21 protein-coding genes and 1 tRNA gene are annotated in these 26,540 nt (G+C 68.3%); 12 read left to right on the forward strand and 10 right to left on the reverse strand.

Features of this window, described 5'->3' with window-relative positions:
- Positions 1–28 precede the first annotated feature (28 nt).
- Genes ACFOMD_RS12010 through ACFOMD_RS12025 form a run of 4 tightly spaced genes read left to right on the forward strand, consistent with a single transcriptional unit; the run spans position 29 to position 4,858 of the window.
- Complete coding sequence (locus ACFOMD_RS12010; RefSeq protein ID WP_380861651.1) at positions 29–1,594, forward strand: M28 family peptidase; 1,566 nt, start codon at positions 29–31, stop codon at positions 1,592–1,594.
- Positions 1,595–1,653: 59 nt separating this feature from the next.
- Entirely contained in the window at positions 1,654–3,126 is a 1,473-nt protein-coding gene (guaB, locus tag ACFOMD_RS12015; RefSeq protein ID WP_380861653.1) for an IMP dehydrogenase, read from the forward strand.
- On the forward strand, positions 3,123–4,316 hold the full coding sequence (locus tag ACFOMD_RS12020; protein ID WP_380861655.1) for an RsmB/NOP family class I SAM-dependent RNA methyltransferase: 1,194 nt from the start codon (positions 3,123–3,125) through the stop codon (positions 4,314–4,316). The genes guaB and ACFOMD_RS12020 overlap by 4 nt, the downstream gene beginning before the upstream one ends.
- Positions 4,317–4,354: 38 nt before the next feature.
- The gene (locus ACFOMD_RS12025) at positions 4,355–4,858 is read left to right on the forward strand and encodes a tetratricopeptide repeat protein (protein ID WP_380861657.1); all 504 of its coding nucleotides are present in this window, start codon (positions 4,355–4,357) and stop codon (positions 4,856–4,858) included.
- Here the strand turns inward: ACFOMD_RS12025 and rsmA are convergent.
- Genes rsmA through ACFOMD_RS12040 form a run of 3 tightly spaced genes read right to left on the reverse strand, consistent with a single transcriptional unit; the run spans position 4,855 to position 8,005 of the window.
- Positions 4,855–5,697 (reverse strand): 16S rRNA (adenine(1518)-N(6)/adenine(1519)-N(6))-dimethyltransferase RsmA, encoded by an 843-nt coding sequence (gene rsmA, locus ACFOMD_RS12030; RefSeq protein WP_380861659.1) that lies wholly within the window; start codon positions 5,695–5,697, stop codon positions 4,855–4,857. The genes ACFOMD_RS12025 and rsmA overlap by 4 nt on opposite strands.
- Complete coding sequence (pdxA, locus tag ACFOMD_RS12035; RefSeq protein ID WP_380861661.1) at positions 5,694–6,683, reverse strand: 4-hydroxythreonine-4-phosphate dehydrogenase PdxA; 990 nt, start codon at positions 6,681–6,683, stop codon at positions 5,694–5,696. Before pdxA ends, rsmA begins: the two co-directional genes overlap by 4 nt.
- Before the next feature lie 2 nt (positions 6,684–6,685).
- A complete protein-coding gene (locus ACFOMD_RS12040; RefSeq protein ID WP_380861663.1) occupies positions 6,686–8,005 on the reverse strand; it encodes a peptidylprolyl isomerase in 1,320 nt (439 codons plus the stop codon).
- Between the two features lie 384 nt (positions 8,006–8,389).
- On the opposite strand from ACFOMD_RS12040, the gene ACFOMD_RS12045 reads away from it, so the two are divergent.
- On the forward strand, positions 8,390–11,665 hold the full coding sequence (locus ACFOMD_RS12045) for a TonB-dependent receptor (RefSeq protein ID WP_380861665.1): 3,276 nt from the start codon (positions 8,390–8,392) through the stop codon (positions 11,663–11,665).
- A gap of 103 nt (positions 11,666–11,768) precedes the next feature.
- Here the strand turns inward: ACFOMD_RS12045 and ACFOMD_RS12050 are convergent, their stop codons facing one another.
- Positions 11,769–12,251: an Lrp/AsnC family transcriptional regulator gene (locus ACFOMD_RS12050; RefSeq protein ID WP_380861667.1), complete on the reverse strand. Its 483-nt coding sequence runs from the start codon at positions 12,249–12,251 to the stop codon at positions 11,769–11,771.
- A 125-nt stretch (positions 12,252–12,376) separates the two neighbouring features.
- Between ACFOMD_RS12050 and ACFOMD_RS12055 the strand changes: the two genes are divergently transcribed.
- The 4 genes from ACFOMD_RS12055 to ACFOMD_RS12070 all read left to right on the forward strand — a co-directional run bounded on the left by ACFOMD_RS12055 (position 12,377) and on the right by ACFOMD_RS12070 (position 17,187).
- Positions 12,377–13,804 (forward strand): sensor histidine kinase, encoded by a 1,428-nt coding sequence (locus tag ACFOMD_RS12055; protein WP_380861669.1) that lies wholly within the window; start codon positions 12,377–12,379, stop codon positions 13,802–13,804.
- A 43-nt stretch (positions 13,805–13,847) separates the two neighbouring features.
- On the forward strand, positions 13,848–14,855 hold the full coding sequence (gene trxB / locus ACFOMD_RS12060) for a thioredoxin-disulfide reductase (RefSeq protein WP_380861671.1): 1,008 nt from the start codon (positions 13,848–13,850) through the stop codon (positions 14,853–14,855).
- 20 nt (positions 14,856–14,875) lie between these two features.
- Positions 14,876–15,805, forward strand: a complete 930-nt coding sequence (locus ACFOMD_RS12065) for a LysR family transcriptional regulator (protein ID WP_380861673.1) — start codon at positions 14,876–14,878, stop codon at positions 15,803–15,805.
- A 1,307-nt stretch (positions 15,806–17,112) separates the two neighbouring features.
- Positions 17,113–17,187, forward strand: a tRNA-Ile gene (locus tag ACFOMD_RS12070).
- 12 nt (positions 17,188–17,199) lie between these two features.
- Here the strand turns inward: ACFOMD_RS12070 and ACFOMD_RS12075 are convergent.
- From ACFOMD_RS12075 to ACFOMD_RS12090, 4 genes are all read right to left on the reverse strand, one after another.
- Positions 17,200–18,660 (reverse strand): S41 family peptidase, encoded by a 1,461-nt coding sequence (locus tag ACFOMD_RS12075; RefSeq protein ID WP_380861675.1) that lies wholly within the window; start codon positions 18,658–18,660, stop codon positions 17,200–17,202.
- A 52-nt stretch (positions 18,661–18,712) separates the two neighbouring features.
- Positions 18,713–19,393 (reverse strand): MOSC domain-containing protein, encoded by a 681-nt coding sequence (locus tag ACFOMD_RS12080; RefSeq protein ID WP_380861677.1) that lies wholly within the window; start codon positions 19,391–19,393, stop codon positions 18,713–18,715.
- 207 nt (positions 19,394–19,600) lie between these two features.
- A complete protein-coding gene (locus ACFOMD_RS12085) occupies positions 19,601–20,095 on the reverse strand; it encodes an enoyl-CoA hydratase-related protein (protein ID WP_380861679.1) in 495 nt (164 codons plus the stop codon).
- Positions 20,092–20,385: an enoyl-CoA hydratase-related protein gene (locus tag ACFOMD_RS12090; protein WP_380861681.1), complete on the reverse strand. Its 294-nt coding sequence runs from the start codon at positions 20,383–20,385 to the stop codon at positions 20,092–20,094. The genes ACFOMD_RS12085 and ACFOMD_RS12090 overlap by 4 nt, the downstream gene beginning before the upstream one ends.
- Before the next feature lie 101 nt (positions 20,386–20,486).
- Here ACFOMD_RS12090 and ACFOMD_RS12095 point away from each other — a divergent pair, with 101 nt between their 5' ends.
- The gene (locus tag ACFOMD_RS12095; RefSeq protein ID WP_380861683.1) at positions 20,487–22,829 is read left to right on the forward strand and encodes a transketolase; all 2,343 of its coding nucleotides are present in this window, start codon (positions 20,487–20,489) and stop codon (positions 22,827–22,829) included.
- Here ACFOMD_RS12095 and ACFOMD_RS12100 read toward each other — a convergent pair.
- Positions 22,826–23,851, reverse strand: a complete 1,026-nt coding sequence (locus tag ACFOMD_RS12100; protein WP_380861685.1) for a glycerophosphodiester phosphodiesterase — start codon at positions 23,849–23,851, stop codon at positions 22,826–22,828. The two genes, ACFOMD_RS12095 and ACFOMD_RS12100, sit on opposite strands and share 4 nt — an antisense overlap.
- 138 nt (positions 23,852–23,989) lie before the next feature.
- Here ACFOMD_RS12100 and msrA point away from each other — a divergent pair, with 138 nt between their 5' ends.
- Positions 23,990–24,532 carry a peptide-methionine (S)-S-oxide reductase MsrA gene (gene msrA, locus ACFOMD_RS12105; RefSeq protein ID WP_380861687.1) on the forward strand — a complete coding sequence of 181 codons (543 nt, stop codon included), beginning with the start codon at positions 23,990–23,992 and terminating at the stop codon, positions 24,530–24,532.
- 174 nt (positions 24,533–24,706) lie between these two features.
- Here the strand turns inward: msrA and ACFOMD_RS12110 are convergent, their stop codons facing one another.
- Positions 24,707–25,417, reverse strand: coding sequence for a c-type cytochrome (locus tag ACFOMD_RS12110; protein WP_380861689.1), 711 nt, complete (start codon positions 25,415–25,417; stop codon positions 24,707–24,709).
- Between the two features lie 168 nt (positions 25,418–25,585).
- Between ACFOMD_RS12110 and ACFOMD_RS12115 the strand changes: the two genes are divergently transcribed.
- On the forward strand, positions 25,586–26,485 hold the full coding sequence (locus tag ACFOMD_RS12115) for a prephenate dehydratase (RefSeq protein WP_380861691.1): 900 nt from the start codon (positions 25,586–25,588) through the stop codon (positions 26,483–26,485).
- The last annotated feature ends 55 nt before the right edge of the window (positions 26,486–26,540 follow it).

Consider the following 26,540-nt stretch of genomic DNA (forward strand, 5'->3'; position numbering starts at 1 on the left):
TCGTCCGGGGCGGACTATGGTCTCGCTTATGCTGACCCGATTTTCCCTTTCCCTTGCGCTGCTTCTGGCGGCGAGCTGCGCGCCGCGCGTCGCCCCGACCCAGGTCGCGATCGAACCCGCCGCCATCGAGCGCCATGTCGCGGTGCTGGCGTCGGACGCCTACGAAGGCCGCTCGCCGGGAACGGCGGGCGAGGAGAAGACCGTCGCCTATATCGTCGAGGCGATGAAGGCCGCGGGTCTCCAGCCCGGCCATCGCGGGAGTTGGTTCCAGAACGTACCGCTGATCGAGGTGCTGCCCAGCGAGAAGGCGGTGCTGACCATCACCGGCGGCAAGGGCGGCGCGGCGTTCGAATGGGGCGAAGACGCGCTTCTCTATAATGCGCGGGCGCAGGCCGGCGCGGGGCTCGACAAGTCGGAGATCGTCTTTGCTGGCCACGGCCTGACGCTTCCCGATCGCGGTTGGGACGATTTCGCCGGCGTCGACCTGAAGGGCCGCACAGTCATCATGCTCGGCGGCGTGCCCGAGGCGCTCAAAGGCACGGCCTCGTCGTCGGCGGAGAAGGTCGAGGCGGCGACGAGCCGTGGCGCGGCCGGCGCCATCGTCATCCTCGCGCGCGGTATCACCGACGAGCAATGGGACACGCAGGTGAAGGCGGCAAAGCACCGCGACTTGCAGCTGGAAGGCAAGGCGAGCGGCCCCGTCGTTGACGGTCGCCTCCGCCACGCCGCCGGCGACCGGCTGTTCGCCGCGAGCGGCCATGAGTTTGCCGCGCTGGCCGCGGCCGCCGGGCAACCGGGCTTCCGCGCCGTCCCGCTCGGCAGCCGCGCCAGCGTCAAGCTGGAGGGCGGCGTTCGCCGCTTCGCCTCGAAGAATGTCGTCGGATTGCTGCCCGGCGCCAGGCGGCCCGATGAGCATGTGCTGTTCCTCGCCCACTGGGATCATCTCGGCATCTGCGATCCCGGCGGGCCCGACCCGATCTGCAACGGCGCCAGCGACAATGCGAGCGGCATCGGCGGGCTGATCGAGCTCGGCCGCGCCTTCGCCGCGGGCAAGCGCCCCGACCGCTCGATCCTGTTCCTCGCCACCACGGCGGAGGAAGGCGGGCTGATGGGCGGCGAATATTTCGCGGACCATCCGTCAGTACCGTTGAAGCAGATCGTCGGTGGTCTCGGCGCCGATACCATCTCGGCCGGCACGCCCGCCGACGTGGTGGTGCTCGGGCAAGGGCTGTCGCCCGGCATGGACAAGATCATCGCCGCGGCCGCGAAATCGCAGGGCCGCCAGGTGATCGCCAGCGAGGCGAGCGCGGGCTTCTTCCAGCGCTCCGACCATTATCCGCTGGCGAAGGCGGGCGTGCCGGTGCTGATCGCCACCAGCATCTTCGCGCCCGGATCGAAGGTCGCGACAGACAGATATTTCGCCGAGCGCTACCACAAGCCGACTGACAATTACGCGCCGGGCATGGATTTCACCGCGGCGGCGGCCGACATCGAGCTGGCATATCGCGTCGGCCTCAGCCTCGCCAACGACCGCGGCCGGCCGCAGTGGAAGGGCGGAACGCCCTACGCCGAAGCCCGCGCGAAGCAGCGGTAGCCAGAGCGTAAAACGCATCGTATAGAGCGGCGCTCCAAGATTTCGGCCGGGAGCGCTAGATGGATATTCGCCTGGGTTTGACCTTCGACGATGTCCTGCTTGTGCCCGCCGAATCCGAGGTGCTGCCGAGCATGGCGGACACCTCGACGCGCCTCACCCGCGAAATCGCGCTCAACATCCCCGTGCTGTCGTCGGCGATGGACACCGTCACCGAGGCGGACATGGCGATCGTCATGGCGCAGATGGGCGGCATCGGCGTGCTCCACCGCAATTTGACCGTGGAGGAGCAGGCGCTCGCCGTCCGCCAGGTGAAGCGCTACGAAAGCGGCATGGTGGTGAACCCGGTCACCATGCTGGCGAACCAGACGCTCGCTGAGGCGCTCGAGCTGATGCAGCGCCACAAGATCAGCGGCATTCCGGTCGTTGAGCCGTCGCCGGCCGGCCAGCCGGGCAAGCTGATCGGCATCCTCACCAACCGCGACGTGCGCTTTGCCGCCAATCCCGACCAGCCGGTGTCCGAACTGATGACGCGCGACAATCTCGCGACCGTCCAGACCGGCGTCGGCCAGGAAGAAGCGAAGCGGCTGCTCCACCAGCGCCGGATCGAGAAGCTGCTGGTGGTCGACGAAGCCTATCGCTGCGTCGGTCTCGTCACGGTGAAGGACATGGAAAAGGCCGTCACCTACCCGAACGCCACCAAGGATTCGGCCGGCCGGCTGCGCGTCGCCGCCGCGACCACCGTCGGCGACAAGGGCTATGAGCGCTCGGAAGCGCTGATCGACGCCGAATGCGATTTGATCGTCGTCGACACCGCGCACGGCCACAACCGCGACGTGCTGCGCGCCGTCGAGCGCATCAAGCGCCTGTCGAACAGCGTGCAAGTGATGGCGGGCAACGTCGCCACCGCCGAGGCGACCCGCGCGCTGATCGACGCCGGCGCCGACGCCATCAAGGTCGGCATCGGCCCGGGCTCGATCTGCACCACGCGCGTGGTGGCAGGTGTCGGCGTGCCGCAGCTGACCGCGGTGATGGATTCGGCGGAGGAAGCCGCGAAGTCGGGCGTGTCGGTGATCGCCGACGGTGGGCTACGCACCTCGGGCGATGTCGCGAAGGCACTCGCGGGCGGTGCGGCGGCGGTGATGGTGGGCTCGCTGCTCGCCGGTACCGAGGAAGCGCCGGGCGAGACGTTCCTGTATCAGGGCCGCGCCTATAAATCCTACCGCGGCATGGGCTCGGTCGGCGCGATGGCGCGCGGCTCGGCCGACCGCTATTTCCAGCAGGACATCAAGGACCAGATGAAGCTCGTGCCCGAAGGCATCGAAGGGCAGGTCGCCTACAAGGGCCATGCCCGCGACGTGCTCCACCAGCTGGTCGGCGGCGTGAAGGCGGCGATGGGCTACACCGGCTCGCGCACCATTACCGAGCTGCAGCAGCGCGCCAATTTCGTCCGCATCACCGGTGCCGGCCTTCGCGAAAGCCACGTCCATGACGTGACGATCACCCGCGAAGCTCCGAATTACCCGACCCGGTGACCCCCGCCGCGCGCCTCGCCGCTGCGATCGAGATCCTGGATGCGGTGATCGCCGCGGCGCGCGACGAGGGCGCCGCTGCCGACACGCTCATCGCCCGCTATTTCAAGGACCGCCGCTACGCTGGATCGAAGGACCGCCGCGCGGTGCGCGAGCTGGTGTTCGACGCCATCCGCACGCTGGGCGAACGCCCGCTGAGCGGCCGCGCCGCGATGATCGGCTATGCGAAGGCGCGCGCGCCCGATCTGCTGACATTGTTCGGCACGGACGGCCATGCGCCCGCCGCCATCCACGCGTATGAAGCGGTCGCCAAGAAGGGGCTGGCCCCGACCTGGCTGGCCGCCCGGATGCGCCAGCGCTTCGGCAAGGACACCGACCGGGAACTGGCGGCGCTGATCGGTCGCGCGCCGCTCGACCTGCGCGTCAATCGCCTGATGGCGACGCGCGAGGATCCGTTCGAATGGCCGGTGCCGGTCACGCCGACGCCCTACGCGCCCAACGGCCTGCGCGCCTCCGAACCGTTCAACGTCGAACAGAGCGCGCCTTTCATCGGCGGCGCCGTCGAGGTGCAGGACGAGGGCAGCCAGATCGCCTGCCTTGCTACCCAGGTCGCGCCCGGGATGCTGGTGATCGACCTGTGCGCCGGCGCCGGCGGCAAGTCGCTGGCGATGGCGGCAACGATGGGCAACGACGGCAAGCTGATCGCCGCCGACACCAACCGCGACCGGCTCCAGCGCCTGACGCCGCGCGCCGATCGCGCCGGGGCGGCCGTGATCGAAACCTTGCTGCTCGATCCCGGCAAGGAGCTGGAAAAGCTCGCCGACTATATCCGCCGCGCCGACGTGGTGCTGGTCGACGCGCCCTGTTCGGGCACCGGCACCTGGCGGCGCAACCCGGAAGCGCGCTGGCGGCTGACGCCCGAGCGGCTGACGCGGCTGACCGCGCTTCAGGCGCGGCTGCTCGAGATCGGCGCGGCGCTGGTCAAGCCCGGCGGGCGGCTGGTTTATGTCGTCTGCTCGCTGCTGCCCGAGGAAGGCGACGCGCAGATCGACGGCTTCCTGAAGGCCAATCCGAACTGGCAGGCCGCGCCTTTTTCTCTGCCGACTGAACAGGATGCGGTGGGCCGCGCTGTTCTGTCGCCCGCCCGCCACGGCACCGACGGCTTTTTCATTGGGGGGTTAACCCCTATCTGATACGTAGTCAGACGACGAGTATTCGCGGAGGGATCCACATGCGTTCCAAGTGGTTGGTGGCCGGTGTTTCGGCGGTGATGCTGGCGGGTACGGCGATGGCGGCGGTTCCGGCCGACGACGTGATCAAGCCGGCGTCGATCAGCTTCATGCAGGCGGGCTTCGAGGCGCTGGGCAAGGGCCAGGCGCAGGCCGCCGTCGGCGACTTCGAAACCGCGCTCGCCATCGATCCGAAGAACCGCAACGCCTATGTCGGCATCGCTCGCGCCATGCAGGCGCAGGGCCTCCACGGCAGCGCGGTGAAATATTACCGCGAGGCGCTGCAGCTCGACCCGAACGACCTGACCGCGCTCGAGGGGCAGGGCACCGCGCTCGCCCAGCGGGGCGCAAAGGCGCGCGCGCAGGCGAACCTCGATCGCATCCGCCAGCTCTGCAAGACCGACTGTGCCGAGGCGCGCAAGCTGGCGACCGCCATCGCGGCGGCCCCGACCGGTGCGCAGACCGCGGCGGCGACTCCGGCGCCGACGCCCGCTCAGAAGAACTAGCGCTTAGCCGCCGTCCAGGCGGCGGCAAGATCGACGAATTCCGCGACCGAGAGCGTCTCGGCGCGGCGTTCGCCGTCGATCTCGCAAGCCGCCAGCGCGTCGAGTGCACCCGGCAGCGACTTGAGGCTCGCGCGCAGCATCTTGCGCCGCTGGCCGAACGCTGCTGCCGTCACCGCCCCCAACGCCGACGCCGGGATGTCGCGCAGCGGCTCCGCGGGCACGATATGCACCACAGCTGAGGATACCTTGGGCGGCGGCGTGAACGCTTGCGGCGGCAGATCGAGCGCGATGCGCGGTTTCGACCGCCACTGCGCCAGCACCGCCAGCCGGCCATAGGCGTCGGTGCCCGGCTGCGCGACAATGCGCTGCGCCACTTCCTTCTGGAACATCAGCGTCAGGCTCAGCCACCAGGGCGGCCATTTCTCCAGGGTCAGCCAGCGCACCAGCAGCGCGGTGCCGATATTGTAGGGAAGGTTCGACGCGATATGCGCCGGCTCACCGATCAGCGCCGCCTCGTCGATCGCCATCGCATCCTCGGCGACGACGCGCAGCCGCCCCGGCGCCGCTTCGCCCAGCTCGGCAAGCGCGGGCATCGCGCGGTCGTCGCGCTCGACAGCGGTGACGCGCGCGCCGGCCTTCAGCAGCGCGCGGGTGAGACCGCCGGGGCCGGGGCCGACTTCATAGACGGCGGCGCCGTCGAGCGGGCCCGGCACCCGTGCGATGCGGTCGAGCAGGTTCAGGTCGAGCAGGAAATTCTGGCCGAGCGATTTCTTGGCGTTGAGGCCGTGCCGCGCGATCACCTCGCGCAGCGGCGGCAGCTTCGAAATCTCGCTGGTCACGCCTCGCGCGCGGCGCGGCGCTCCGCGCACTCGGCCGCCATGCGGATCGCGGCGATCATGGCGTCGGGCCGGGCGATGCCCGCGCCGGCGATGCCGAAGGCGGTGCCGTGGTCGGGGGCGGTGCGCACGATCGGCAGGCCGAGCGTCATGTTGACGCCCTCGTCGAAATGGATCGCCTTCAGCGGGATCAGCGCCTGATCGTGATACATGCAGATCGCGGCGTCATAGTCGGCGCGCGCCCGCTCGTGGAACATCGAGTCAGCGGGGAGGGGGCCGACCGCGTCGATGCCTTCGGCACGCAACGCCTCGATCGCCGGCGCGATGATCTCGATCTCTTCCATGCCGAGCGCACCGCCCTCGCCCGCGTGCGGGTTGAAGCCGGCGACGGCGAGGCGCGGCGCCTCGATGCCGAAATCGCGCTGCAGCCCGCGCCAGACGGTGCGCGCGCGGGAAATGATCAGGTCGGTGGTCAGCTTGGTCGCCGCCTCGATCAGCGGCATGTGCAGGGTCACCGGCACGGTGCGCAACGTCGGCCCCGCCAGCATCATCGCGGTATTCTCGTAGGCGATGCCGCAGCGCTCGGCGATGAACTCGGTCTGGCCGGGGTGGCTGAAGCCGATGGCGTAGAGCTGCGACTTCGATACCGGCCCGGTGACCAGCGCGCTCGACGCGCCGCTGCGCGTCAGGCCGACGGCGATCTCGAGGCTGTCGAGCGCGCAGCGCGCGCCCGGCAGATTGGGCTCGCCCGGCACGATCGCGCCGGGGTCGTCGACCTGAATCAGCGGCAGCGCGTCGCGGAAGGTCTCGATCGCTTCCGACGGCGTACCGATCAACCGGATCGGGCCGCCCCACACCCGCTCGAGGCTGGTCTGGTTGCCGACCGCGAAGAACGGCGGCAGCGCGATTTCATTCCGCGCGTCCCAGGCCTTGGCGACGATCTCCGGGCCGATCCCCGAAGGATCGCCAAGCGCGACGGCGAGCGGCACGCCTAGCGGTAGTCCACGATGGCATCGCGACGAAGATCGCGCAGGTAGCGGCGGGCGGCACGGCCGACGCGCTCTTCCTCGAGCTGCGCATAGACCTGGTCGAACGACGGCCCGGCCACGTCGGGCGCGTCGTCGCGGCCGCAGAGCACCAGCACGCGAATGCCTTCCTCGGGCGAACCGAACGGCGGCGTCGCCTGGCCGATCTGCATGTCGCGCATCATCGTCTGAAGCGGCGCCGGCAGGTCGCGGATGCGGACCTGGTCGTTCGACACGACTTCGGCGCCGATCTCGCCGCCGACTTCCTCGGCGCGGCCACAGCCGCCCATCGACTGGGTGCGCTCCTGAAGCGTCTTCACCAACCGCTCCGCCTCGGCGCGCGGCGTGGTCGGCTTCAGGTCGACGCTGATCTGCTTCAGGCTGAGCAGCGCGGCATCGGGATCGGCGGTCATCGCCTGCCGCTTGTCGATCAGCGCGACGATCATCACGCCGCCGGTGACGCGGATCGGCTCGCTCACCTGGCCTTCGCTTAAGGAGGCGAGCGCCGTCTGCACCGGCTGCGACAGCTGCGCCGGCTGGACATAGCCGAGGTCACCGCCGACCGAGGCGGTCGAGCTTTCCGAGAACTGGCGAGCATAGGCGATGAACGAGGCGCCGCGCTTCACCTGTTCGACGATGCGCTGGGCGCCCGCGGTAACTTCGGCCTCATTCTCCGGCGTAGCGGCAAGAAAGATTTCGCCGACGCGGAATTGCTCCTGGCCTTTGGTGGCTTCCAGCCGGTCGATCAGCGCCTGCACCTCGTCATCGCCGACGTTGACGAACGGCTCGATGCGGCGGCGCAGCAGGCGGCTCCAGGCCAATTCGGCGTGGATCTGGCCGCGCAGCGACATCGTCGAGGTGCCGCGCGCCTTCAGATAGTCGGCGAACTGCGTCGGGGTCTGCTTGAAGTTGCCGGCGACGCGGGTCAGGGCGTCGGTGACCTCCTTGGGGTCGATAGTCACCTCATTCTCGGCGGCTTCCTGCACCTGCAGCTTCTCGTCGATCAGGTTGCGCAGCACCTGCAGCCGCAACCGCTCGCGCTCCTGCGCGTCGATGCGGCCCTGGTTGGCGGCGAGCACGAGGTTGAGGCGCTGCTCGACATCGGTGTCGGTAATGACATCGCCGTTGACGATCGCGGTCGCCTTGCGAACTGACGGGTCGAGGCGGCCGAGCATGGTGACCGGGTCGTTGGCCCCGACGATCGTGCCGGCTTCCTGCGCGACGAGCGGCATCGCCGCGAGGGCGGCGGCGGCAGTCAGCATCCGGCCGGCATTACGCAAACGCATTCAAGTCTCCCAAAACCCCATGTCCCCACGCACGGCTTGCTGGCTTTCGCGCACAAGCCCACGCGAGGCAATAGCCCCGTCCGCCTGAACGGCGGCTGACGCGCTCCTCTACCCGATCACACCGCGGGCGTCACGGCGGCGAACCGTCACTTGCCCGAGTCGCAGCATTTATACGTCGCGACCCCCGGATTCCCCCAAAACGGTCGGGAAAGCGCCGATTCGATGTGGCTTCCGGGACACGCTCGCCAAGAGTCGAATGCGAAAATGCTGCGCTGCACTAAGGGCGTCGCCGGACTGTCACAATCCGACTTCACAAGCCGCCGCAAGTCGAGCATCGGCCCGACAAAGCATAAATTCACAGTCTCAAACTGGGGGAAAACTCACATGCGTTCTCTTCGGCTCGGTTGCGCCATCGGCGCGCTGCTGGTCGCCTCGACGGCGGTCTATGCTCAGGAAACTACCGGCACCATTCGCGGCTCGGTCAGCGACAGTGCGGGCAACGCGGTTGCCAACGCCACCGTCACGGTGAAGCACACGCCGTCGGGCACGACCTCGACGTCGACCACCAATAATGAAGGCGCGTTCAACGCCGCCGGTCTGCGCGTCGGCGGCCCGTACGAGGTCACCGTCGCCTCGTCGGGTCTCGAGACCGTCACCGACACCGTCCCCAGCATCAGCGCCGGCGCCCCGGCCCGTCTCGAAGTGACGCTGTTCAGCGCCGCCGAGACGATCACCGTCACCGGCTCGCGCCAGAGCAGCTCGATCCAGCTCGCCGCCGGCCCGGCGACCGTCCTGGATCAGGAAGCGATCGAAGGCGTCGCCTCGGTCAACCGCGACATCCGCGACCTCGTCCGCCGCGACCCGTTCGCGACGATCGATCCGACCAACAGCCGCACCGTCGAGATCGCCGGCCAGAACGGCCGCCTGAACCGCTTCTCGGTTGACGGCGTGCAGTTCTCGGACGACTTCGGCCTCAACAACGGCGGTCTGCCGACCTCGCGCGGCCCGGTGCCGTACGACGCCATCGAGCAGCTGACCGTGCAGGTCGCGCCGTACGACGTGTCGGAAGGCGATTTCCAGGGTGGCGCGATCAACGTCGTGCTGCGCTCGGGCACCAATGATTTCTCGGGCTCGGCCTTCTACACCTACACCGACGACAGCCTGACCGGTAACAAGTCGAAGTATGCCGTCACCGCGACGAACCCGAACGGCGACATCAACCTGAAGTTCGATTCGAAGCAGTACGGCGGCCTGCTCGCCGGCCCGATCGTCAAGGACAAGCTGTTCTTCATGGTCGGCTACGAGAAGCTGAAGGAATCAGATCCGTTCGACGACGGCGTCGGCCCGGGCTTCGCCAACCAGGTTCCCGGCATCACCGAGGCGCAGGTCGCCCAGGTGACCCAGATCGCGCAGACGGTTTACGGCTACGACACGCTCGGCCTGATCCAGAACGCTGTCGAGGAAGACGAGAAGATCGTCGGCAAGCTCGACTGGAACGTCGCTGACGACCACCGCGTGTCGCTGACCTACATCCGCAACGTCGGTACGCAGCAGTTCCAGCAGAACACCTTCCTGACGCCGCCGCAGGCGCTCGGCCTCCAGTCGAACGGCTATGAGCTCGCCGAAGAGGTCAACTCGGGCGTGCTTCAGCTGAACTCGCAGTGGACCGACACCTTCTCGACCGAGGTTCGCGCGAGCTATCGCGACTATAACCGCGACCAGACGCCGTTCGGCGGCCGCGACTTCGCCCAGTTCGAAGTCTGCCTTGATCCGACCAGCGTCGGTGCGGCGACCTCGTGCGGCGGTTCGCGCCTGTTCTTCGGCCCGGACGTCAGCCGCCAGTCGAACGACCTGAACACCGAGACGATGTCGTTCGACTTCACGGCGCGCAAGCAGGCCGGCGACCACACCTTCAAGGGTACGGTCGGCTACACCAATGTCGACGTCTACAACCTGTTCCTGCAGCGCTCGCTCGGCGACGTCTACTTCGACTCGATCGCGGCGTTCCAGGCGCGCAGCGCTGGTCGCGTCCGCCTCGGCGGCGCGGTGCCGAGCCTCGACCCGGCCGATGCCGCGGCGCTGTTCAGCACCTCGACCTACACCTTCGGTCTGCAGGACGAGTGGGACATCCTCCCCGAGCTGCAGGTGACCTACGGTGCTCGCTTCGATCTCTATGACAGCGGCGACACGCCTTCGGCCAACCCGAACTTCCTGGCCCGTAATGGTTTCTCGAACCGCGAGACGTTCAAGGGGCGCTCGGCCTTCCAGCCGCGCTTCGGCTTCAACTGGCAGGCGGCCGACAACATCGTCATTCGCGGCGGCGCGGGCATCTTCGCCGGCGGCACCCCGGACGTGTTCCTGTCGAACAGCTTCTCGAACACGGGCCTGCTGACCAACCAGGTCGACATCAACGCCGCCAACTGCGTGGCGTCGGGCAACACCTGCGGCGCGCTGACGGGCGTCACGGGCCGTTCGTTCCCGACCTCGCTGACCAGCTTCCTGACGACCAACGTCGCGTCGCTGGCCACCGCGCCGGTCAACGCGGTCGATCCGGACCTGAAGGTCGCCAAGCAGTTCCGCGCCACCCTGTCGGGCAAGTATGCGGCCGACTGGGGCGGCACCTTCGGCGACGGCTGGACCTTCGGCGTCGACCTTCTCTACGGAGAGGTCATCAACGGCTACACCTACACCGACCTGCGCTCGGTGCCGATCGGCACCCTGCCGGACGGCCGTACCCGCTACGGCCCGCGCGGCGGCGTGGCGACGACCAACCAGGACCTGCTGCTCACCAACAGCAGCCAGGGCCGGTCGATGATCGGTGTCGTCTCGGTCGACAAGGAGTGGTCGCCGTCGTTGAACACGGGCGTCAGCTACACGCGCTCGGACATCAAGGACACCAACGCCATCACCTCGTCGACGGCGGGCTCGAACTACGGCAACAACGCGTTCCTCGACCCGAACTTCGCGGCCTACGGTACCTCGGCATACCAGATCCGCGACCAGTACAAGTTCTCGGTCGACTACAACCACGCGTTCTTCGGTGACTACAAGACGCGCTTCAGCCTGTTCGGCGAGTATCGCTCGGGTCGTCCGTACAGCGTCGTCGGCATCGACCGCTCGTCGGGTCGCTCGGCGGTCCTCGGCACCGTCGGCAACGGTGGCCGCGGCCTCCTCTACGTTCCGACCGCGGGCACCGATGCGCTGGTCTCCTTCGCCAGCGCGGCGCAGCAGACGGCCTTCGACAATCTCGTGACCCAGCTGGGCATAGAGAAGTTCCGTGGCCGGATCATTCCGAAGAACACGCAGACCGCGCCGGACTTCTTCAAGGTCGATCTGCACTTCGGCCAGGAAATCCCGGCGTTCGTGGGCAAGAGCCGCGTGGAGCTGTTCGCGGATGTCGAGAACTTCCTCAACATCCTCAACAGCGACTGGGGCTCGCTGCGCCAGGTGGCGTTCCCGCAGACCGCGGGCATCGTCGACGTGCAGTGCCTGACCGCGCCGGTCGCCACCGGCACGACGCCGACCACCGCGCAGATCGCGACTCTGCCGACGCAGGCGTGCGCCCAGTACCGCTACTCCGCGGTCACGGCGCCGATCGAGGGCTTCCAGAGCCGTCAGTCGCTGTACCAGATCCGCGTCGGCGCCAAGTTCAAGTTCTAGGCCGAACGGACACCGAAAGAGGGCGGCGCCGGAGCGATCCGGCGCCGCCTTTCTTTTGTCCCGGGAAGATCGCGCGAGCGCTGACGCCCCGCGAAGCCGCCGCCTATTCGTCGACGGGGACGCCGGGGACGTTCTTCGAGGTGCGAATGGTCAGCGACGTCTTCACATGCGCGACGTTGGGCGCCGGCGTCAGGTGCGTCGTCAGGAAGCGCTGAAACTCCTGAAGGTCATGCGCAACGATTTTCAGCACGAAGTCGATCTCGCCATTGAGCATATGGCATTCGCGCACCGGATCGAGCTGCGCGATATGCTCCTCGAAGGCGCGCAGATCGGCCTCGGCCTGGCTCTTCAGCGACACCATGGCGAACACCATGATGCCGTAGCCGAGCGTCTCGGGGTTGAGATCGGCGTGATAGCCGCGGATGACGCCGCCTTCCTCCAGCGCGCGGACGCGGCGGAGGCAGGGCGGGGCGGTCAGCCCGGCGCGCGATGCCAGCTCGACGTTGGTGACCCGGCCTTCGGCCTGCAAATTGCGCAGGATCTGGCGGTCGATCGAGTCGAGGTGGATCGGCTGGTTTTGGGGCATGCGCAAGGACACCTGCGTGTTGATGCCGCCGACTATAAGATTGTTGCGGACAGGCGCAACGATCTAATCCGCAAGGGTTGATCGGCGTTAACCAATCGCTCGCGCGCTTCATGCTAGAGACTCGCATGATGTCGATCGAGGAGGAGTTGCGGCGCGCGCTCCCCCATGCGGAAGCATGGGGTGAAACCTCGCGCACGCTCGCCTTCCGCCGCATTGCCGAGCTGCTGATCCGCGGGCAGGGCACCGGCGATCCGGAGCTTCAGGTGCAGGCGGTGGCGGCGCTTGAGCGGCTCCGTCCACAGGTGCCCGAGGCGGTGCGGCGCGAGGCGCTGCGGCTGGCCGCCGCACACTGGCCCGACCGCACCATGCTCTGGCTGTTCCGCCACGAGCCGCCCGCCGAGCTGCTCGCGCTCGCCGCGCTGGTCCGCCTCGACGAGCCGGAATGGCAGGTGCTCGCCGCCGAGCTGCCCGACGAGGCGCGGCGTCTGCTCGCTGTTGGCCGCTCGCGCCCCGAATCGACGCCCGATGCCGGATACAAGCCGCTCGCGCCGCTACCGCCCGTCGAACTGGCGGCGCTGGCCGGCGACTGGCGCTGGGAATGCGACGCGCAGGGGACGCTGGTATTCGTTGACGGCAAGGCGCCGCTGGCGGTCGGCGACCGGCTGTTCGACCTCGACGGCGCCGATGCGATCTGGGCGCCATTCACCCGCCGCTCCGCCTTTCGCGGCATCGATACCGGCACCTGCACGCTCGCGGGCGTGCCCTTCTTCGAACGCGGCAGCGGCCGCTTCCTTGGCTATCGAGGTACCGCGCAATCGGTTGAGGCGACCGGCCTGTTCGGCACGGGGGCGTCAAGCGATGGCCTCGCCAAGGTCGCGCATGAGGTGCGCTCGCCCTTGAACGCGATCATGGGCTTCGCGCAGATGATCGAGAGCGAGACCTTGGGCGAAGCGCCCGAGGCCTATCGCCGCCGCGCCGCCGCCATTCTCGACAATGCCCAGCGCCTGCTTGCCGCGCTTGACGACCTGACCGACGCCGCGCGGCTCGACCGCGGCCACTGGTCGGTCGATCCTGCGGCGGTCGATGTCGCCGCCCTCGTCGAACGCGCCGCCGAACGCCACCGCGCGCTCGCCGCCAGCCGCGGCGTGTCGATCGCGGTCACCCTTGCGCCAAGCCTGCCCGCCGCCATCGCCGACGAACGCACGCTCGATCGCGCCGTCCGCCGGCTTCTGGCGGCGCTGATCGCGGTGGCGGAAAGCGGCGAGACCTTGCTGCTTGGCGTCCAGCGGGCCGGCGGCGCGCTGCGCCTGTTCGTCACCCGCCCCAGCGCGCTCGACGATCTGCCGCCCGATCGCTTGCTCGATACCGCGACCGTCGCCGGCGATGTCAGCGCCGCGCCGCTGCTCGGGCTCGGCTTTGGCCTCCGTCTCGTCCGCCAGCTCGGCGAGGCGATGGGCGGCACCTTCGCGATCGAGCCGCAGCGCTTCACCCTGACGCTTCCCGGCGCCGAAGAAGGCGAACAACCAGTCGCAAACGGGGATCAAAGCGCCTAGATACGAACCGACTTCATTTTCGTTTCGTCAGGGTCGTTCCTCCATGAGCCAGATCAAGCACAGCCGCGTCCTCGTCATCGGGTCCGGCCCCGCCGGCTACACCGCCGCCGTCTATGCGGCGCGCGCCGCGCTCAATCCGGTGCTGGTGCAGGGCATCCAGCCCGGCGGCCAGCTCACCGTCACCACCGATGTTGAAAACTGGCCCGGCGAAGTGTCGATCATGGGCCCCGATCTCATGGTGAAGATGGCCGAGCAGGCGCAGCATGTCGGCGCCGAGCTGATCTCCGACACCATTATCTCGGTCGATCTGTCGAAGCGCCCGTTCGTCGCCATCGGCGATTCGGGCACTGAGTATCAGGGCGACACCGTCGTCATCTGCACCGGCGCGCAGGCGCGCTGGCTCGGTCTGCCGTCGGAGACCAAGTTCCGCGGCTTCGGCGTGTCGGCCTGCGCCACCTGCGACGGCTTCTTCTATCGCGGCAAGGTGGTCGCGGTGGTCGGCGGCGGCAACACCGCGGTCGAGGAAGCGCTGTTCCTCACCAACTTCGCGTCGAAGGTCTACCTCATCCACCGCCGCGAAGGGCTGCGCGCCGACAAGGTCAACCAGTCGCGCCTGTTCGCCAATCCGAAGATCGAGATGATCTGGAACGCCGAGGTTACCGACGTGCTCGGCACGCAGAACCCGCCGGGCGTCACCGCGATCACGCTCGGCTCGACCACCGGCGGGGCGGGGAAGGAGCTGGCGGTCGACGGCCTGTTCATCGCCATCGGCCACGACCCGGCGACCGAGCTGTTCAAGGGCCAGGTCAGCATGGACGAGGACGGCTATATCGTCACCGCGCCCGATTCGACCGCGACCAACATTCCGGGCGTGTTCGCCGCCGGCGACGTGAAGGACAAGATTTTCCGCCAGGCGGTCACCGCCGCCGGCATGGGCTGCATGGCGGCGCTGGAGGCCGAGCGCTTCCTCGCGCACCACGCCACCACCGAAATCGCCGCCGACGCCGCGCATGACGTGGACGCCGCGGTGCGAACCGCCGCGGCCGAGTAGCCGCGGGAGAAGGGGGAGGGATGCAGCTCGATTGGGAGAAGCTGCGGCTGTTCCACTGCGTCGCCGAAGCGGGAAGCTTCACCGAGGCGGCGCGGCGGCTGCACATGAGCCAGCCTGCGCTGTCGCGGCAGATCCAGGGGCTCGAGACGCAGCTTGGCGCCAAGCTGTTCCACCGCCATGCCCGCGGCCTCGCGATGACGCACGAGGGCGAGCAGCTCCACGACGCGACGCACGAGATGCAGGACCGCATCGAGCGGACGCAGCAGGGCATCGAATTCTCGCGCGAGCGGCCGACCGGCGAAATCCGGCTGACCACCACGGTCAGCTTCGGCTCGACCTGGCTGGCGCGGCAGCTGAAGGATTTCCTTGAGCTCTACCCGGACATCAACGTCGACCTGATGCTGTCCGACGACGATCTCGACCTGTCGAAGCGCGAGGCCGACGTCGCCATCCGCTTCCACGCGCCGCACCAGTCGGACCACATCCAGAAGGCGCTGGCGCCGGTGCGCTACTGGCTGTGCGCCTCGCCCGACTATCTGGAAAAGCATGGCACGCCGCAGGTCGCCGAGGATCTCGATAACCACCGGCTCGTCGCCTATGGCCCGCTGGCGCCCAACCCGATCCGCGGCGTCAACTGGATCCTCGACGTCGGCCATAGCGGCCCGCCGCGCGTGCCGGTGCTCACCGTGAACAACATCTTCGGGCTGCTGCAGGCGGCGGAGGCCGGCGTCGGTATCGCGGCGCTGCCGAGCTATCTCGTCGATTTCTCGGGCAAAGTCCGGCCGATCCTGACGCATATGCAAGGGCCGGTGTTCCGCACCTTCTTCGTCTATCCGCCGGAACTTCGCACGTCGGTACGCGTCGCGGTGCTGCGCGATTTCATCGTCAAGCGGATGACGCCGCAGGCGCTCGACACCGCACGCCTTGCGTCCCATGCAACGGCTGCATAGCTGCGATAGCGTTTCGACACCTGCTCAAATCACTCAAGCACGAGCATATGGGGATTGTTGCTGCACTGCAGCGAACCGGTCGTGAAGCCGCACCTCCCTCCCCGCGGCTCCGAACGAGGCCCCCGGCACTCCTCCCTCCCTCCCTTGTGCCGGGGGCCCTCCCCGTCCTCCTGACGGGATTTCCCTTCATGACTTTCGGGCCGGCGCCGCCGTGCGTCGGCCCCTCTTTTCTTGTGTCGGGCAGAGGTTTACCGGTGGGCCGGTGCTGACCGCGTCACCCTCCCTCCATGTCGATTTCCCTGCCGCCTTCGGCCGCCGCGTGCTGGTGACCGTCGATACCGAGGAAGAGTTCGACTGGACCCAGCCGAAGCGGCGCGACGCGACTTCGGTGCAAGCGGTGAAGGCCCTGCCGACCGCTCACGCGCACTTGCGCGGCTTCGGGGTGAAGCCCGCCTATCTCGTCGATTATCCGGTGGCGACGACGCCGGAGAGCGTCGCCGTCATCAACCGTTTCCTCGCCGACGGCGAGGCGAGCGTCGGCGCGCAGCTTCACCCGTGGGTGAACCCGCCGTTCGACGAGGCGATCGACGTCCGCAACAGCTTCCCCGGCAATCTGCCGCGCCGCACCGAGCGCGCGAAGCTCGGCGAGCTGACCGAGGCGATCCGGACGAGCTTCGGCGTGCAGCCGATCATCTACCGCGCCGGCCGCTATGGCATCGGCCCCAATACCGAGGCGCTGCTCGATGAGGCCGGCTACCGCATCGACGCCTCGGTGCGCCCGCTGTTCGCCTACACCGACGAGGGCGGCCCCAATTTCGAGGACGCCTATGCCGCGCCCTATTGGACCAGCCCCGAACGCCGCATCCTCGAGGTGCCGCTGACCACCGCCTTCCTCGGCGGCCTGCGTCACCTCGGCGAACCGCTGTTTCGCCTCGGCGCCCGCTTCCCCGCGGTGCGCGCGCTTTTGAACCGCAGCCGCGCGGTCAATCGCGTGGCGCTGACGCCTGAGGGCATTCCCCTCGAAGAGGCGCTGATGGCGCTGCGCCTGCTGCTCGACGGCGGCACGCGCCTCATCAGCATCAGCTTCCACTCGCCCNCACGCGCCTCATCAGCATCAGCTTCCACTCGCCCTCGGTCGAGCCGGGGCACACGCCCTATGTGCGCGACGCCGCCGACCTCAAGCGCTTCTACGCCTGGTTCGACGGCGTCTTCGGCTTCCTCGCCCGCGCCGGGGTCGATCCGGTGAGCGTCGAGGAGGTGCTTGCCGCCGCCGAAGGGCCACGGTAACCGAAGGACGCTCCGGCGACGGGCCTGTAGCTCAATGGTAGAGCTGGCCGCTCATAACGGCTTGGTTGGGGGTTCGAATCCCTCCGGGCCCACCAATTTTCGACCGCTTAGAACGCCCCCGGCACCTCGCGCTGTGTGACGTCGGCATCTTCCGGCGTCAGCAGCTCCAGTTTCGTGCGGCCCTCGACTGCCGCCATCGCCGTCTGGCCCGTCGCGATCGGTGTGCAGGTGCGCCCCGCGAGGAAGTCGAGGGCTTGGCGCACCGAGGACTCCTGTGCATCGCCCAGCGGACGGGTCAGGTCGTCGGTGGCGCGGCAGGTGCGGCGGACGGTTGAGGCGAGGCCGTCGTAATAGGCGTCGGAATTGGCGGAGTTGCGGCTGCTGAAGGCGACGACGCGCAGGCGGTCGTCGCAGGCGCTGCGGTCGATCGCGACCTGGCCGACCGGCTTGCCGAAGCTGTTGGCGCCGATCATGCCGAGATTGTCGCCGAGATAGGGCAGCATGCCGTTGATCACCACTTCGCTCGCCGAGGCGGAGGCGCCGGTGGTGATGAAGGCGATCCGCGTCGGCGACACCGATTCCGGCTGCGCCACGAAGCGGTGCGTGCTGTTGTTGCTCGACTTTTCCGGCCGGTAGACGAACGACGAGAAGACTTCGCTCGACGCGCGATTGCCGCCGAGCAGGTCGCCGAGCAGTTCGGCGGTCGAGATCAGGCCGCCGCCATTGTAGCGGAAATCGACGATCAGCTCGGTGACGCCCTCGCGCCGGAAGGTGTCAAAGGCGAAGCGCAGTTGCGGGTTGGCGGCAGTGATGAAGGTGCGCAAGTTGAGGTAGCCGACCTTCTTCGCGCCATCCTGAATGATCCGCGCGCCATAGCGCGACGACACCGGCGTCAGCGAATAATCGGCCTTGGTAAGGGTGAGGTCGCGCGTGCCCGCCGCGCCGCTGATCCGCAGCACGCGCGTCATCCCCGCCGTGTTGGCGCCGAGCGCGTTGGTGACGGCGTTCGAGCCGCCGTTCGAGATGATCGTCGACACCGATTGCAGGCTCGATGTGCTGGCCCCGATCGCCACGATCTCGTCGCCGCGCTCGATGCCGGCGGTGAAGGCGGGGGTATCCTCGAACGTCTCCATGATGAAGGCGCGGCGGTTGATGCTGTCGGTCGAGACGCGGAAGCCGAAGCCGGCGCTGGCCCCCGAGGCGAAGAAGGCATTCTCCTCGGCGATCGAGGTCAGATAGGTGGAATAGCGGTCACGGCGCTGGTTGCGCGCGTTGAGGGTGAGCGCGTCGATATAATCCTCAACCGTCGAATAGCCCGCCGGGCTGAGGCTGCCGGGCAGCGTCTCGGGGAACAGATACCATTCGCGCAGCACGCCATCGGCCCATTGCTGGCGGGCGAGCAGGCTGCAGGTCGCGCTCTGGCCGCCCGATGAGCCGCCGCCGCCTCCGCCGCCCCCGCCGCTGGGCGGGGGAGTCGCGGTCCCGCCGCTGCTGCCGCCGCCACCGCAGGCGGAAAGCAAGGTCAGGGCGACGGTAAGTGCCAGCCGGCCCTTCGACAGCTTCATCATGTACGCATACCCCCCAAGGACGGGCGCAGTATGCCGCGCGGCGCGGCGTTCGTCACTGCGGCTGGTGGACGCCCTTCATCTGCGCGAGCAGGCCGAGCGCCTTCATCTGCCAGCTTTCGGCGAGGCCGGGCATGGCGACGATCTCGGCGAGCGTCTCGGTATCGAGCGTCTTCTGCGCGATCAGCGCCGCGAAGCGCCGCACCGTCCAGCCCTTCTCCTGCCGCTCGATCACCTCGATGCGGTCGCCGGCGCCGAGGTCGCCCGCCTCAAGCACGCGCAGATACCAGCCGCAGCGCGCCGTTTCGATCATCCGACGCACCATCTTCGGTTCGCGGTGATAGAGGCCGAGCTTGAAGCAGGGCTGGCGCGGCTGCGTCACCTGCAAAGTCGCGCTGCCGATGCGCAGCACGTCGCCGATGTGGATCTCGTCCTCGCTGAGGCCCGAGGTGACGAGATTCTCGCCCATGCCGCCGGGCACCAGGGTGCGCGCCCGCGCCGGGAAATCCTCGATCCAAGCGGTGTAGCCCTCCGACGGATAGGCGTAGACCGCCTTGTCGTGCCCGCCGTGCACCTTCTTGTCCGCCTGCTCGTCGCCAGCGAGGCCGAGCGGCCCGGCGGCGACACGACCGGAAACCGGCTGCTTGAAAAAAGCGCTCGGCACCGGCCCCAGCGGGGCGATGCGGCCGACATGGACCGCCCGCAGTGAGGCTTCCGCGCCACCCCCGCTGCTCATTTCGCCGCAGGCCCCTTTCGCTCGCGAAGAATCGGATTCATATTCGCGTCTGTCGGAAACATTCGAAAGGAGGTGATCCAGTGTCTCATTGTCTCAAGGTGCAATCGACGCATTGGCTCTCCGCTCGCGGGGGTCTCGCTTAAGCGCCGAACGCGCAACGACAATGGAAGGGCCGCTCCGAAAGAGCGGCCCTTCGCTTTTTTGGGCTTAGCGACCTTTCCAGTCGGGTTTGCGCTTCTGCGCGAACGCCATCGGCCCCTCGACGAAATCCTCGCTCTTCAGCATGGCGCCGACCGCCGGATAGCGCATTTGCGCTTCATAGGCGGTGCGCAGCGTTGGCTCGGCGAGGCCCTGTGTGACCGCCGCCCTCGACGCGCGCACCGACATCGGCGAGGCGGCGAGGATCAGGTCGGCCCAGCGCCGCGCGGCCGCCATCAGTTGCGCCTGCGGCACCACCTCGTTGACGAAGCCGAGGCTCTGCCCTTCGGCGGCGGGCACATGGCGGCCGGTCAGGATCATGCCCATCGCCTGCTTCAGCCCGATCTGCCGCGGCAGCCGGTGCAGGCCGCCGGCCAGCGCGGCGAGGCCGACCTTCACCTCCGGCAGCGCGAAAGTGGCGTTGTCCGACGCCACGATGATGTCGCAGGCCAGCGCGATCTCGAAGCCGCCGCCCATCGCGACGCCGTTCACTGCGGCGATCACCGGCTTGTCGAGGTCCCAGCGCGAGGTGAGACGCCGAAGCCGGTGGCGGGCACCGTCAGCCGGTTGCCTTCCGCCTGCCAGCGAAGATCGTTGCCGGCGCAAAAGGCGCGGTCGCCGGCGCCGGTGATGATCGCCACCCACAGCTCGGGGTCGGCGGCGAAATCGTCGAATACCTGCGCCAGCTCCTCGTTCGCCGGCGGGTGCACCGCGTTCATGCGGTCGGAGCGGTTGATCGTGACGATCAGCAGCTTGCCGTCCTTCTCGACGGTGCAATGTTCGTAGGCGGCCATGCGTCTCTCCCCTGAAATCTCAGGGCTCAGCATGCACGGCCCGGCGCGCCGCACAACCTGACCCCTTCGACAAGTCGGGGCCGAAATTGTAGAGCGGGGCGATGAACAAGCCGGTCGCCAAACCCCAGATCGATCCCGAAGCCGTTGCCGCGATCGAGGCGCTCGATGCGCGCCTCCGCTGGCTCTCGGCCTGGACCATCCACAACGCCAATCACCTGCGCGACAGCCGCGACGGGGTGAAGGTCGGCGGCCATCAGGCGTCATGCGCCTCGATGAGCGCGATCATGGCGGCGCTGTATTTCGGCGCGCTCGGCCCCAACGACCGCGTCGCGGTGAAACCGCACGCCGGGCCGCTGCTCCACGCCATCCACTATCTGTTCGGCACGCAGAGCCTCGACCAGCTGCAGCGCTTCCGCGGCCTCGGCGGCATGCAAAGCTACCCGAGCCGCACCAAGGACGAGATTCCCGTCGATTTCTCGACCGGATCGGTGGGCCTCGGCGTCGCGATCACCGCCTTCGCGAGCCTCGTGCAGGACTATCTGATCGCGCACGGCCAGCTGGCCGAGGCCGACGCTGGCCGGATGATCGCGCTGATGGGCGATGCCGAGCTTGACGAGGGCAATATCTACGAATGCCTGATCGAGGCGTACAAGCACGATGTCCGCAACTGCTGGTGGATCGTCGACTACAACCGGCAGTCGCTCGATGCGACGACCGCCGATCGCATGTTCTCGCGCTTCGATGACATCTTCGAAACCTGCGGCTGGCGCGTCATCACCTTGAAGCACGGCAAGGCGCAGCAGGCGGCGTTCAAGCGGCCCGGAGGGCAGGCGCTCGAACGCTGGATCGATAACTGCCCCAACGCCGAATATGCGGCGCTGACCTATCAGGGCGGCGCGGCGTGGCGGGCGCGGCTCGTGGCCGACATCGGCAAGGACAAGGGCGTCGCGGCGCTGCTCGACAGCTTCGACGACGAGGCGCTCGGCAAGCTGATGACCGGATTGGGCGGTCACTGCGTCGAATCATTGCTCGGGGCCTTTGCGCAAGCGCAGGATGACAAGCCGACCTTGTTCATCGCCTACACGATCAAGGGCTATGGCCTGCCGTTCGCCGGCCACAAGGACAACCACGCCGGGCTGATGAACCCAGGCCAGGTCGCGCAGCTCCGCACCAGCCTCGGCATCGCCGAAGGCGAGGAGTGGGCGCCCTACGCCGGCCTCGGCGACAATGCCGCCGCCAGCCTGAAATCCTTCGTCGATACGTCGGTGATCGGCCGCAAGGTCGCCGACCGCGCGTTCGAGGCGGTGCCGGTGCCCGACGTGCTGCCGGTGCCCGAGGGCGCCGAGCAGTCGACGCAGGCCGCCTTCGGCCGCATCCTGCTCGATCTCGCCAAGTCGGGGCACCCCCTGGCCGACCGCATCGTCACCACCTCGCCCGACGTCACGGTCAGCACCAATCTCGGCGCGTTCGTGAACCAGCGCGGGCTGTTCCGGCGGCAGGACCTCGCCGACGTCTTCCACCTCGCCAAGATCCCCTCTGCGCAGAAATGGTCGGGCGGCAAGGCGGGCCAGCATATCGAGCTGGGCATCGCCGAGCATAATCTGTTCCTGATGCTCGCCGCCCTCGGCCTGTCGGCACCGATGTTCGGGACGCGGCTGCTGCCGATCGGCACCGTCTACGATCCGTTCATCGCCCGCGGCCTCGATGCGCTGAACTATGGCTGCTACCAGGACGCGCGCTTCCTCCTCGTCGCGACGCCCTCGGGCGTGACGCTCGGGCCGGAGGGCGGCGCGCACCAGTCGACCAACACGCCGCTGATCGGCATGGGCCAGCCCAACCTCACCTATTACGAACCGGCCTACGCCGACGAGCTGGCGGCGATCATGCGCCACGCCTTCGCGCTGATGCAGGCGCCCGACGGCGGCTCGGTCTATCTGCGCCTCACCACGCGCAGCCTCGAGCAGATCGCGCGCGACGACGACCGCTGGCAGGCCGACGCGCTGAAGGGCGGCTATTGGCTCAAAGCGCCGGCGCCCGGCGCCGAGGCGGCGATCGTCGCCACCGGCGCGATCATGCCCGAGGCGCTGGCGGCATGGGAACAGCTGAAGGACGATCTGCCCGGCATCGGCCTGCTCGCCGTGACCTCACCCGACCTGCTGCACCGCGGCTGGTCGGCGAGCCGCGCGGCACGCTGGAAGGCGAGCGCGGGCGAGCCGAGCCATGCCGCCAGGCTGCTGGCGGCGCTCAGCCCGACCGCCGGCCTCGTCACCGTAATCGACGGCTCACCGGCGGCGCTGTCGTGGCTGGGCGGGGTGCGCGGCCAGCGCGTGTCGCCGCTCGGCACCGATCGCTTTGGCCAGACCGGCGATCTGCCCGATCTCTACCGCGAATATCGGCTCGATGCCGATGCGATTGTCGAGGCGGCGGCGGAGCTTTTCCTCTAGGGTTTGCAGCTCTTAACCGCCGCGACCGCCAAGCCGGGATTGTCGCTGAACACCCCGTCGACGCCCGCTTTCAGGAAAGCGCAGACCTCGCCGGCGAGGTCGCCGTGCGCGCGCGGATCGCCGCCTTTCTTGAAGTCGGCGGCCAGGAAGTAATTCTCCTGCCGGAAGGTGTAGGGGTGGACGACCAGCCCCGCCGCATGCGCGTCCTTCACCAACGCGGTCGGCGCGGCCAGCTTGCCGTCGGCGCCGCGCGGGATCACCGCCGACTTCTCAGGCCCGACGCCGCTTGCATAGGCGGCGATGCCCTTCAGGCCCGGCGCCGTCACCATCGTCGCATAGCCGATGCCGCTGCGATCGGGCGGGCCGCTGTTGAGATCGCCGATCAGCTGCACCAGCCGCAGCTTGGTCATGCCCTTCAGCGCGCGCAGATTGTCGATCTCGAACGACTGGATGAACACCGGGTCGCTCGCCTTGCGGTAGCCGGCAGCGTGCAGCTCGGCGACCAGCGGCTTCTCCATCGCCAGTTTCAGCCCGGCGAAATAGCTGGGGTGCTTGGTCTCCGGGTAGAGGCCGATGCGCCGCCCGGCGGCCTTTTCCTTGCGCTTCACCAGCGCGATCACCTCTTTCAAGGTCGGCACCTGATACTGGCCGTCATAGGCCGTCGATCGAAGCTGCGGGATGCGCTCCTTCGCGCGCAGCGTATTCAGCTCGGCAAGCGTGAAATCCTCGGTGAACCAGCCGGTGATTTCCTGCCCGTCGATCGTCTTGGTGGCCTTGCGGCGGGCGAACTCGGGGCGGTCGGCGACGTTGGTCGTGCCCGAAATCTCGTTCTCGTGCCGTGCCACCAGCACGCCGTCCTTCGTCGGCACCAGGTCGGGCTCGATGAAGTCGGCGCCCTGGTCGATCGCCAGCTCATAAGCGGCGAGCGTATGTTCGGGGCGGTCGCCCGAGGCGCCGCGGTGGGCGATGACGAGCGGCTGGGCGGCGGCGACGCCGGCGGCAAGCGCGATGAGCAATGACATGCGCCGATGTTGCGAAGCCGCGGCGGACGGGTCAAGTTACGGTTCGGGGACGGGGAGGGAGCGGCATGGCGATCCGAGCGTTGAAAGCCGGCTGCCGCGGTCGCATCTAGGCGGCAAGGATTTCCACAGGAGATGACGATGGCCACCGAGACCGCGACCTTCGCTGCCGGCTGCTTCTGGTGCTACGAGGCGATCTACGACGATCTGAAGGGCGTTCAGTCGGTCGAGAGCGGCTACATCGGCGGCCACCTCGACAATCCGACCTACAAGCAGATTTGCAACGGCGACACCGGCCATGCCGAGGCGATCCGCATCGAGTTCGATCCCGCTCAGGTGAGCTACGCCGAGCTGCTCGACATCCTGTTCCACGTCCACGACCCCACGACGTTGAACCGCCAGGGCAACGACGTCGGCACGCAGTACCGCTCCGCGATCTTCCCGCACACGCCCGAACAGCGCGCGGTGGCCGAAGAAGCGATCCGCACCGCGCAGGCGGACTGGCCGGCGCCGATCGTCACCACCATCGAGGATGGTGATGCCCGCTGGTATCCGGCGGAGGCCTATCACCAGGAATATTACGCCACCAACGGCGACTCGAACCCCTATTGCTCGTTCGTGGTCGGCCCGAAGGTGCGGAAATTCCGCGAGAAGTACCGCGACCGGTTGAAGTCGGCGGCGTAGCGCTTACTCACCCCTTCTATCATCGTCATCCCGGCGAAGGCCGGGATCCATTGCCACCGTCGCATGGATTCCGGCCTTTGCCGGAATGACGGGAGGGAGTGGTGGCCGGCGCCAAACGAAAACGGCCCCCGCGCGAGCGGGGCCGTTTCACGTTCGGACGGGCCGCAGCGCTTATTACTGCTGCTGCTTGTCGTTCTTCGAGGTGCCGGTGATGTCCGACGCGCCCGGGCCGCCGCGGTTGTTCTGCGGCTGCGCGACGGTCGCGGCGTTGACTTCGGCTTCCGGCACGTCCGGGGCCTTGCCCGGCAGCGCGGCGCCCTGCTCGGCGGCCGGGGTGGCGGCGGCACCGGCATCGGCCGGCGCACCCGCCACCACCTCGGCCGGGACGGCCGGGAACGGCAGGTTCGTGCCCTGGGCGTTCAGGTAGGCGATGACGTCCGCGCGCTCCTGCGGCTTGCCAAGGCCGGCGAAGCTCATCTTGTTGCCCGGGATGTAGGCCTTCGGCGACTTCAGCCACTCGTTGAGCGCGTCGAAGTCCCAGGTCTTGCCCTTGGTCTCGAGCATCGCGCTCGAATAGCTGAAGCCCGCGATATGCGCGTGGTTCTTGCCAACCGTCGCATAGAGGTTCGGGCCGATGCCGTTGGCGCCGCCCTGGTTGATCGTGTGGCAGGCGGCGCACTTCTTGAAGCTGTTGGCGCCCTTCTCGAGGTTCGCGGTCGCCAGGTAGAAGGCGATCGGCTTCTCGGCCTCGGCAGCAGCGCCACCGGCCTCACCCTCGACTTCGACACCCTCGACGACGTAGCCGGGCTTTTCGAGCTTGTGCGGCGCATAGACCATGCCGGTGACCGTCGACAGTCCGAGCACGGCGATAAGGGCGGCAAGCACCCATCCCGCAATCTTATTCCACTCGAAACTGTCCACCAGCGCCTCCGGCTACCCCGCGAAATTGCGCCCTCCATAGTCAGGCGACCTGCCGTTGCCAAGGCCCTGTTCGCCGCAGCTTGGGCGCGTGGCTTGCCCTGAGGCGAGGGCGCGGCGATAAGCGCCGCCGTCATGGAGAATTACCCGAAGCTCGCGCACGACATCATTGTCGGGCTTGCCGCCGCCGCCGAAGCCGATCCGGCCCGCGCCGTCGCCTTCCAGGGCGCGCCCGGCGCCTATTCGCACCAGGCGACGCGCGAGCTGTTTCCCGACGCCCCGACGATGCCCTGCTTTTCGTTCGACGAGGCGCTGGAGGCGGTGAAGACCGGCCGCGCCGGCCGCGCGGTGATCCCCATCGAGAATTCGCTGCACGGCCGCGTCGCCGACATTCACTTCCTGCTGCCCGAATCCGGGCTATCGATCGTCGCCGAGCATTTCGTGCGCGTCAGCCACTGTCTGCTCGGGCCGAAGGGCGCGCGCCGAGAGGACGTGCGCGAAGCGCTGTCGCACCCGCAGGCGCTCGGCCAGGCGCGGAAACGCCTGCGCGACTGGGGCATCAAGCCGGTCGCCTTCGCCGACACCGCCGGCGCTGCCGCCAAGGCCGCCGAACTGGCCAATCCGGGCATCGCCGCCGTCGCCTCGCGGCTGGCCGCCGAACTCTACGATCTCGATATCCTCGCCGAGGCGATCGAGGACGCCGACCACAACACCACGCGCTTCGTCGTGCTGGCGCGCGACCCGGAGACACCCAAGGCCGACGGTCGCGGGCTGATGACGACGGTGATGTTCGAGGTGCGCAGCGTCCCCGCCGCGCTGTTCAAGGCGCTCGGCGGCTTCGCCACCAACGGCGTCAACCTGACCAAGCTTGAGAGCTACATGCGTGACGGCAGTTTCCAGGCCGCCGAATTCTACGCCGACATCGTCGGCTCGCCCGACGACCCGTCAATCGCACGGGCGCTCGACGAGCTGCGCTACCACAGCCGCTGGGTGCGGGTGATCGGAACGTACCCGCAGGCGCGGGCGCGGGCCTAGAGCGGGATGATTTTCCTCTGAATCGAATTTGGATTCCCTCAGTGGGCTTGTTGTG

The organism is Sphingoaurantiacus capsulatus (assembly GCF_042648405.1).
GTDB classification, from domain to species: domain Bacteria; phylum Pseudomonadota; class Alphaproteobacteria; order Sphingomonadales; family Sphingomonadaceae; genus Sphingoaurantiacus; species Sphingoaurantiacus capsulatus.